We start from the raw sequence: 10229 nt of genomic DNA on the forward strand, positions 1-10229 counted from the left end.
GATGACAGAATTCGTCTTCTTTATGCTTCCCTGATAATGGGCAGCATTTTCCTTCGCTTTGTATTCCACCGTGATGTAGGAGCCGACATCCTCCTTCGTATAGGTATAGCTGTAGCTGATCGTCTTCCCAGTTTTATCCATCACTACTCTGGTACTGTCTACCGGGATCGTCTCCCCGTTGCTTCTATGTAAGAGGAACTCTCCTTCGTCGTAGCCTTCTCCGCTATATATGAACGAAATCTGTGATCCGATATTGCTTGGTCTGGCATCTGCCTGTCGCATATCCACAACATCCTGGATCACTAATGCATCCTCACGGAAGAGCGCATGCTCTGTTGTGATGACTGCACTCGGCTCGCTTACCGCAGACTGGTCATACGCAGCGGTCGGTATGAATCTTGCGAACAGCTTATAGTCACTGTCCTTCTTCAAACCATAGAACCACGTTTCCTGTGCCTTGTATTCCTCTTCACTCTGCCAGTGGATATTGGCTTCGATCGCTTCCTTCGTAGTCAGGATAGCTCCTGCATCATCGACCGGCCGATCGTCTACATATCGCAGATAGCCGACCTGTACATATGGGATATCGACCGTCTTGTCCGTCTTATAGTTTGTCGGCGTACTGAACTGGATACTGTTTCCATTCACTCTCACCTTCGTCGGTGCATTTGGCTGATTCTGCTCTGCCTTCTGTCGCACGATGATCCCGTTTGTCTGAACACTGCCGACATACTGACCATTCACAGGGGCTGTATAGACTGCATAGACCATGCAGTTCAGATCCAGAGGTGTCAGTGAATAGGTACTCGTATTTCCCGTAGTCTGTGAATCAGCGATCTTAGCTGCTTCACCTATCGGCGTATCCGCATCGTTTACATGCTGTCGATACCAGGTGAAGGTTCCATTCTTTTCATCTTCCCCCAGGTAGGAAGCACCCAGCGTATCCAGGACCTTCGTCGTATCCGTCGTTTCGATTCTGGCGGTTCCTGTGATCAATGCGCCCTTCAACGGGTTCTCCGTGATATGGGTGATCGTTCCAGAATAATCATCGACACCTGTTATCGTTATTTTCAGATACTTTGAGGTGTATTTAAGTGGCACTTCAAAGCGGCTTATGGCATATTTTCCGTCAGCACTGATGCCGTCTTCTCTGGTATCCCTGACAGCCTTCATCTCGGCATCGATGTTCTGCCATTCAGCGGCATCCTTCGTAGACGCCACATAATATTTCCAGGAGACCGTAGGCGCTTTTCCGTTCACCGTATACCGCAGTGTCTTGGACTGCAATGTCTTCCATTCCACACTGCTGTCTGCTTCCTCGATCTTATCGTAGTCTACTCTTGCCAGTGGTTCCTTCTCACTCTTGACAGACCTCGTTGAATTGATACCGCTCGCCGCATGACTTCTCGATTCCAGCCTTGCGACATAGGTCACATAGCTGCGGTTCGCCTCCACTCGGATATCCATATCCTTCGCCGTCACCTTGATCCAATGCCCGGTATTGGCTGTCGTTGTGTTATCGACCTGATGGGAATCCTTCTGATCAACCGTCTCAGCAATTTCCAGCTTCGGCAGATCATCGATATCAGAAGACTGCAGATAATAATACATATCGTCGATCTTCTCTTCATTGTTCACAAGATGCAGCAGACTTCCGACCTGCGTATTATCCTCTCCCTTTGAAGTCACTGTCGGAGCCTTCGGTGTAAGGTAATCTTCCTTATATACCTTACCGAACGATCGTTCTGAATACTCGGTAAAATCACTTTCCTCTTTAGCGATATATCGAACCTTGACGGTAGGGTTTCCATCAACAGGTGGTATTTTAAAGGAGGCCACAGTTCCTCCGGCTTCCGCTGTTATCGGAATATCATTCAGATACCATTGCCAGCTGCCGCTTGTCGTATCATCTGCATTATCCGAATAAATGCCTTTTACATAATCGACGGTTATCGTTCGATCTACGCCTGGCTTCTGATTGTCTCCAACAGAAATATTACCAAGTAGCTTTGATTTTAATGTCTTTACAGGCTCCGTATTGATTTTTGACCAAGCACTGCAATCATATCCAATTTTTGCGGCCTTTCGTATATAGAAGTCATAATCCGTATTTCTGGAAAGATTATTCATATCTACATCTTTTCCCCATGTTACAGTTACATTATTCGATTGTATCTTGGCAGTATCCTCACTGCTCTTTTTATAACCAAATTCATAGATCGCAGCTGTCTCTTTTGTATCAGCTACTTTTAGCTTCAAATCATATTGACCAATGGAACTGATTTCTGTCGTAACTTTTCCAAGCTGTTGGTCTGCATTTGCGATCGTAGCAGAGCTCATACTGCTGGTACCCTTATAATCTCGATTGGCATTATAGGTGGCACGCAGCTTATAGCCTGCATCCTCCGGCTTCAGCTCATATGTTATTTTATTTGCATTCAATTCATCGATCTTTCCCAGAACTGTATTCGTTTCACCATTCTCTTCATTGACCCTTTCCAGCACCCAGATTCCTGTCAGACCAGCAGTATCCTCCACGGTACCGGTTGCTGTAAATGTCAAAGTTTTGTCAACGGTTGTTTCACCGTCGAGCGTTACTGTACTTCTTCCGGTTATATCCGATCTATCTGTAGAAGCAGTTACATAAGGTGACCAGTCACTAGGCTCATAATTAGTTTTTTCATGTACTCTGGCATAAAGATAGTAGGTTGTATTTCTTTTTAAATCCGGTATCTCTACTTCCGTATTACCTGCATACCCATTCCCATGATTATCCAGTATTTCGATATTTTTGCCTGCTGTTTCTGTATATCCGAAATCATATAGATCTGTACCGGTATGTTTGATCGTGATCGTGTGTGCGTCCTTCATATCCCCTTCAGGAGCTTCTGGGGCTGTCTGCGCCATTTTAAGTATCTGAGCAGTTGTGAATGTGATAGCTCCAGCTTCCGGATCCTGATAATCTCCTGTTCCAAGAAAGCTAAAATTCAGCTCACTACCGACATCCTCTTTCTTTAAATCATAAGAAACGCTATAACTCGAGTCCTTTGTGATAAGGTTTGTTATATCAGTTGAACCACGTGTTACCTTCCACGTTCCCTCCTGCAAATTATCATCACCAATCGACACACGAATCGTTTTTCCCATATTGATTTCACCATTTGATTTGATTGGACCAACGATATCTGTCTTCTTCGTTATGATCTTTTGTGCGCTGCTCCATTCACTTGGCTCATATCCTGTACCGCCTGCAACTCTGGCAAAAACCCAGTATGGCTTATTTCTTGAAAGACCTTGAATCGTAAAATCCTCTGTTGTATGACCGGCAATGATCTTGTTTCCATCTATGGAGCTTGCATAGGCATATTCATAGTCGGCACCATCAATTCCCTGAGCTTTTACTGTCACAGCGTTATCTGCGCTTTCTTTCACTGTGACACCTGTTGGCTGGATAGAGGTTACTGCCTTTGTATATCCTGATGACATTGTAGCGTAACCGCTTGCTCCTACGTCTACGTTAAATTCATAACCGACATCCGATGGTTTCAATGTATATGTGCTGGATGTTGCGCCGGAAACAGCAACTCGCTCTGTTGACCCGGTCTTCCGTTTATACCACTGATATGTAGAAGCTCCGGTAGCTTTCGCTACAAGCTCCTGACCAGGCTTGGCTGTACCTTCTATAGACACAGAGCTCAAGGCGTTGACTGCTTTCTTTACATTAAATTCAAATAAACTATTTTCTGCATATCCTCCGCTGGGATTATCATACCGCACGATAATCTTAGCTTTTCCAACAGCAACAGGAAGAATAGTCCCACCCTCTGTTACCTTTAATATACTTTCATCACTGGATCTATAAGAGAACTCATTTCCTGTTAGCTCAGGAGCCATCATGATAGGTCCTGAAATATCTCCTTTGAATAAATCAGCAGAAGATGTAGCGTTATCCAATGGCTTAAAAGCACCTAATGTCGTTGAAAACAGCTTGGCGCTACCTAAATCCTTCATCCAATTCAGCATTGGATAATTCCCTTCCCTAAACGTCCAGTTGGTATTTCCCAATCCGCTTTTTAATTTATCTCCCAGCATGGCCTCTGTGCTTAACCCAGTTCCCCAGTTTGATGAATAGGAACTACCACCATCGGCTTGTGAATATCTGTTATCATAATAAACATTTGTAATAATAGAGCCTGCACCTGGATTTTGTCCTAAAATCATTCCCGAACCATATCCTGTTTGATCACTTGTTGGAATCACTGAAGCAACATATGAGCGATTTATAAATTGGTCCATTGGATATCGCGAGCCTTTGCTTGCCCAGTCCTCAGCGGTCCAGCCAACAATGCCTCCATATGAATATCCTTTTATTCCCGGATCCGCTTTAAATACTGTACTAATAGAAAAAACATCTTCAAATTTCGTATTCGGTAATGTCCCAGCATCTCCGACAAAGCCGCCAACCGCACCACCGCCGCTGATTCCTTCACCTCCAACAGAGCCACATCTTCTAAAGTTTGTTTCATTGCTGTATGCAAGGAAAAAGCCAACATTCCAGCCTGCTCTTAATTTTGAATTTGCAATCAAAATATTCTCAATATTCGCAAATCTTGATTGATAGCCCAAAACTCCTGCGTGGGAATTGGAAGGGGCGTTAGGGAATTTAGTTGAATCAATATCCGCATTAAAAATAACCATATTTTTTATCGTAGCGTAAGCAGACTCCGTCCCCTGTATTGTATAAAGTAAATAAACCTTAGCATTGATCAATGTATGAAAGTCTCCATCTAATGTTCCGGAAAAATTTGTCTTGGGAACTGCAACAATTCCAATGCTGCTCATATCTATATCGTTTGTAATTACGTACGTTGCACTTCTGTCTGCAAATTCTCCGGTTCCCATAATAAATGATTTTAAGTCTTCGGCATTATTGATACAAATACCGAATTTATAGGGTACGGTATTACTTTTCGATTTATTTGTTGGAAGTACTTGAAATTGTTCATTTACGAATACCATGTGATTACTTGGCGGTGTTAATTCTACATAGACATTTCTCGTATCCTGTGCACTTAAGCTTCCCAACGTTACCGTCAGTGTATTTCCCGTGATTGTCGCATTAGACAGCTGCTGAGGTGTAGTTTCATTGATATACGCATTCAATCTTCCGGTTAAGCTCTCCCCGCTTGGATCATTCACCGTCGCAGTGATTTTTGAACCAGGATATGCTGCCAGATTTCCATCTCCATCCTTGGTACTGGAATCTATCGATACACTTTCCTTATAGATTTTGCGTACATATTTTGCATCAGCGGCTTGAATGCTTTCTCCACCATAGCCTTCTTCTTTATTTGGTACAAACTCCGCTTTGATATAATACTTCCAAAGCTCTTCACTCAATGTCAGTGTGCTTGTATCACTGTTGATGGTCGGACTGTACCCACCTGATAGCTGCGTCCATTTTGTGGCATCAGTAATTGACGGCATTCCTGTTGTCCCTGTATTTCCGCAATCTGTTTTGCTTCTATACCACTTCCATGTACCAAACCTGTTATTATTTGCATTTTTTAGCGTAGCTTTTATGGTTTTTCCGATAACAGGATACCCGATTGCAGTATCTTCACTCATATAGCTGATTTCTATAGCTCCGGTTTGTGTAATCTGTCCTACGCTAGCTGTCGTATTGATGATACTACTTACCTGTGTTTCTCCAGTTTCCGGCTTCACAATATACAGGATGTAATCCGTATTTGCCTCTAAATCCACTTTTTTATGATCCTTATCTATTCCTTTAATCTGCAGTGCTGTACATTCTGTCCAGCCTGCATTCACCAAATCGGTACGCTCTATTTCAGTAGGGATCTTCGGTGGATCATCGACTCTTTTCTGTATCCTGTACCAGACATTTTCTATTTCCCTTACTGTGAAATCCAGTGTAGGGCGGCTGTCAGCAGTATCAGTTCCCTGCTTAAATTCTGTTATCGCCGGATTACTCACCAATGCCTTTTTGATTGCAGTTGTTTCTGCCTCTTTACTTCCGGTGAAGCTGTCATTTTCCTGCATTGAATATACTGCCTTCAGCTTTTTATTTATATCCGAGCTTTTTGGTGTATAGGTAGTCCCGTTCTCTCCTGCAATGACATCGAAACCACCTGTATTATTTTGACGATACCACTGCCACGTTCCTTTCGTATCATTTCCAGCAGGCATATAGCTTGCTGCTTTATAGGATGCTGTTAGCTCCTGCCCTGCAGTATCCGCACCGCTGATTTCCACATAGCCAAGAATATCTGTCTTTTTCGTCTTTATCGTAAGATAGGTGCTCGACCAGTCGCTATCCGCTTTTTTATCATTCCCCTTTACACGAACCCAGATATGATATTCCGTATCTCTTTTCAGGTTTTTCACAGTTACATTCGTTCCTGTGTACGCATCATAATCTGCTGGCCTTACTGCAGCTGTATCGTCTACATTTGTTCCTTCACTATAACAGAAGCCATATACCAAGCCCTCACTTCCATCCATTTGAAATGTGATCGTGGAGTCCGTGATGGTATCTTCCACTTTTATCAGCTTTGTTCCATCTGGTTGTGACTGCTTCTCCCTGTCTAATTTTTGTAACGCCGTTGATGAACTATCCACATACGACGCCGTAGCACTGGTCGGCAGCTTTTCGATATAATCACTCTGAAATTCAAATTCTACAGTGTATATGGTTCCCGGTATGTCATCCATTGGTATTTCATAATAGGTTGAGATACCGTCAGCACCAGGATAGAAGCCTTTGATTTCAACTTTTTCCTGCTCTGGCTCTTTCTTATACCATCGCCATGTTCCATCGATCGTATTTGGCTTTGTTCCTATCGCATCCTTCTTACCTAATCTGGCCGTAATACGCTCCCCCTGTACCGGGGCAGTTACTGCACTTCCATACTCAAAATAAATCGCTCCATCAAACTCTGTTTTCTCTGTTTTTATTTCGATTTTATTGGTTGACCATTCGGACTTCTCATGCTTTTGATTCGCATCATAACGCAGGAAGAAATAATATGTCGTATTACGACTTAACCCATCGATCGTCACTTCTTCCCCGGATTTGTATTGGATATGCTGATCATCAGGGCGATATTCTTCCGGAACACCATTTTCCAATTTTGAGTAACCAATATTAAAGCGTTCCCCCTGCAAACTAGTGCTCAATGTAGGAAGCTTTACCCTTACACTGGTATCTGTTGTTCCATTTAAGTCTGACAGCTTCTGTACAGGGGCTGCCCACTCTTGTAGCTGGATCACTTCACTTTGTGTACTGATTTCTCCGCCATATGTTCCGGTTCCGGAGAAGACGACTTCCAATCTGTGACCGATATACTCTGGATCCTCTATTTTCAAATAACTTCCATCAACTGATGGTGTCGTAATCGCGGTTCCACGGCTTCCATCCGGAGCTACCAGATACCAGGTATATTCGCCTGATTGATTTGTATCCTCTCCTGTTATTTTAACTTCCAAGGTTTCATTAAAGCGAAACCCGTTTGCCGGTTCAAGAATTTCCAGCGTACCTTTCACATATGGATTTTTTGTAGTCACAGCTAGATTTATATCCGTATATTCTGAAGACAGGTGTCCGTTCTCACCGACAGCCTTGACATAGATGTAATATTTCGTTCTCGGCTTTAAATCTATGATCGTTACCGGATTACTGCCTCTGGCATATGTTTTGAAATCAACTTTTTCTCCACCTGTTCCAGCCTGACGGAATGCAAACTGATACAGACCGTTTCCTTTTGTGTAGGCTTCCGGCATCTTGACAGTTACCGATGTGTCTTCGATCGAGGTTGCTTCATCCACTGCCAGCACCGGAGCTGCTGTAGGTACGGCGGTTGGTGCTGCTTTGACTGCCTGTGTGAACTTCCCACTGATCACAGTTCCGCTCGCTCCGCCTTCTCCCTTTGCGCTCGCCTTGACATAGATGTGCTTATCGACATCCTTTCCCTGCAACAGATAGGAATTTCCACGGCCCAGTATCTCATCATTCTCACTACCGTCCGTATTATAATGATGCCACGTGTATTCCACCTCTGTATCGAAGTTTTGTGGTTCTACCCATGCATACAGTCGCTTATCTACGATCATATCCGCATCTGTCGCTTTTTCAGTACGTTCCGTATTATTATAAATGCTGATGCTGCTCAGGGGTGCCTTGACCACGGTCCTACTGCTCGCTGTGATACTGCCCTCAAATGCTTCATCCGCTGCGGTAAAGGTCGCACGGATATACTTACTGCTGTCATCTTGTTTTAGTACGTAGCTGCTTGATATATTGTTTTCTTTCGCACTTGTTTCTTTTGATAATTCTGTCCATGTCGTACTGGTCGGTGATTCCGCCTTCTCCCATTTCCAGCTTCCTTTCGTCGTCATGGTTTCCTTCAGTGTTGCTTTCAGGGTCGCTCCGGCTGCCATTTCTTCCGACAACTGGATGCTTCCGCCGATTTGTCCCTTCTTCGTTGTTATGCTCTTATAGGTTACCTTCTTTGTATCCTTCAGATCATAGTCATACACATAATAGGTCGTATTCCAGTTCAGACCATCCCAGCTGATTGCTCCATCCCACAGGTATCTTCTCCACCCTGAAGCGATGGCTGCCTTATGGTCTGCCGGTAGTTTACTTCCCATGCCCCCATCCGTCGTGATCAGATAATAGTGATTCGCTTTCATATTGAAGCTGATGCTCGTTGTCTTCTCTGCCACCGACAGCCCTGCCTGCGGTTCTTCTCCTGCTAGCAGCTTTGCGGAGGCTGCTCTCATCACACGCGTTCCGCTGGATGTTCTTGCGACCAGCGTCCCTTCCGTATCCTGATCCAGACTGCGCGTTACCTTTGCGATCGCGGCATTTCCGGAAACTCCGACATTCCCCTCTGCACTCCATGAGACAGTTTCTTTCCCTGTTGAGGAGGGCAGTGCCACATCCTTCGTCAGTCCCATCAGACTTGTCTGCGTACTGACTGCCAGTGTACTGAGCGCACTCAGCTTCTTTGCCTCTTCACTGTATTTGTCTGTGATCTCTTTCTTTGAAGATGGATAGCTCCCCTTTGTTTGTTGGAATCCGTCTATTGCCAGATCTCCGCTGACCAGCTGCGCACTTGTGTATTCCTGTGCTCGCGGCTCTTCTTTCGATGCCACGCTGATATCATAGAAGCTGCTTTCCAGCTTACAGCTCCCTCCATTGAAATTGCCTGTTTCCTTGCCTTCCACATACACGGCCGCATAGCAGTTTATGATACTGCTTTCTTTTCCGAATCCATATGCGGATTGCTTGCCTTCGATGACTCCCGTTACATAGCTGTTGCTTATTTCTGCATTTCCGGAGACGACAAAACCGGAAGCTCCTGCTTCCCCTGTGATTTCCCCGCTCACATAGCTATTCCCGATACTCGTATTCGCTGCACTGACCAGCATGCCGGAAGCGGATCGCTGTGATGCTATCTTCACCAGTATCCCCACTCCATCGATTTTCGTATCCTTTGCATTTACTGCCAGCGCTGCTGCATTACTGGTACTGTTGATCTCACTACTTAGATTTACATTCCTTATTGCTGCTTTATTCAATGAAGTGAACAGCGGCTGCTTCAAGCCCTTGATCACATGACCGTTCCCTTCCAATGTTCCTGTGAATTCTTTTTCCACCATGATAGAATCAGCGGTCACCGTGATATCGCTGTCCAGGATATACGTCTTATCCGGTGCTTTGGCGATATCCTTCAGGCCTTGTTCATTCGTGATATGGAGCTCCTTCACTTCCGGCTGTTCTTCTTTCTTCGGTTCTTCCTTCGGCTGTTCCGTTATATCGGTCACTTCATAGGTTGCGGTCGTGCCAAGAGGTGCATCATCTGCCGCTTCGCTCTGGAACACATAGCTTCCGTTTTCCTTCGGTGTATAGCTTCCCTGATACAAGCCGTTCTCCTGCTTCTCGACCTTTACAGCCTCCTTCTTTTCCTTGAAGGTAACTGATATATGATCCGTGTTTTCCATTCGTCCATACAAGGTCAGTCCTCCCTGCGCTGTCTTTTCCACATACAGGTCTGCCAGTCCTTCCACCACCCGCTCATGCTCCTCCAGCACGCTTCCCTGTACATCGATGCTTCGGATCACATACGTCCCGTTTTGAAGGATATCGAACTGTGCCGGTGTGTTCGTATGCAATATCTTGCGTTCCACCTCCGTACCATCCT

1 protein-coding gene is annotated in these 10229 nt (G+C 44.8%); it reads right to left on the reverse strand.

Annotated features, from left to right (window positions below):
* Nucleotides 1-10215: ZmpA/ZmpB/ZmpC family metallo-endopeptidase-related protein (locus tag NE665_RS22570; RefSeq protein ID WP_256302647.1), on the reverse strand; the 10215-nt coding region annotated here is incomplete at its 3' end.
* Nucleotides 10216-10229: the final 14 nt, after the last annotated feature.

This window comes from Clostridium sp. DFI.1.208 (genome assembly GCF_024463855.1).
In the GTDB taxonomy this organism is placed as follows: Bacteria; Bacillota_I; Bacilli_A; order Erysipelotrichales; family Erysipelotrichaceae; genus Clostridium_AQ.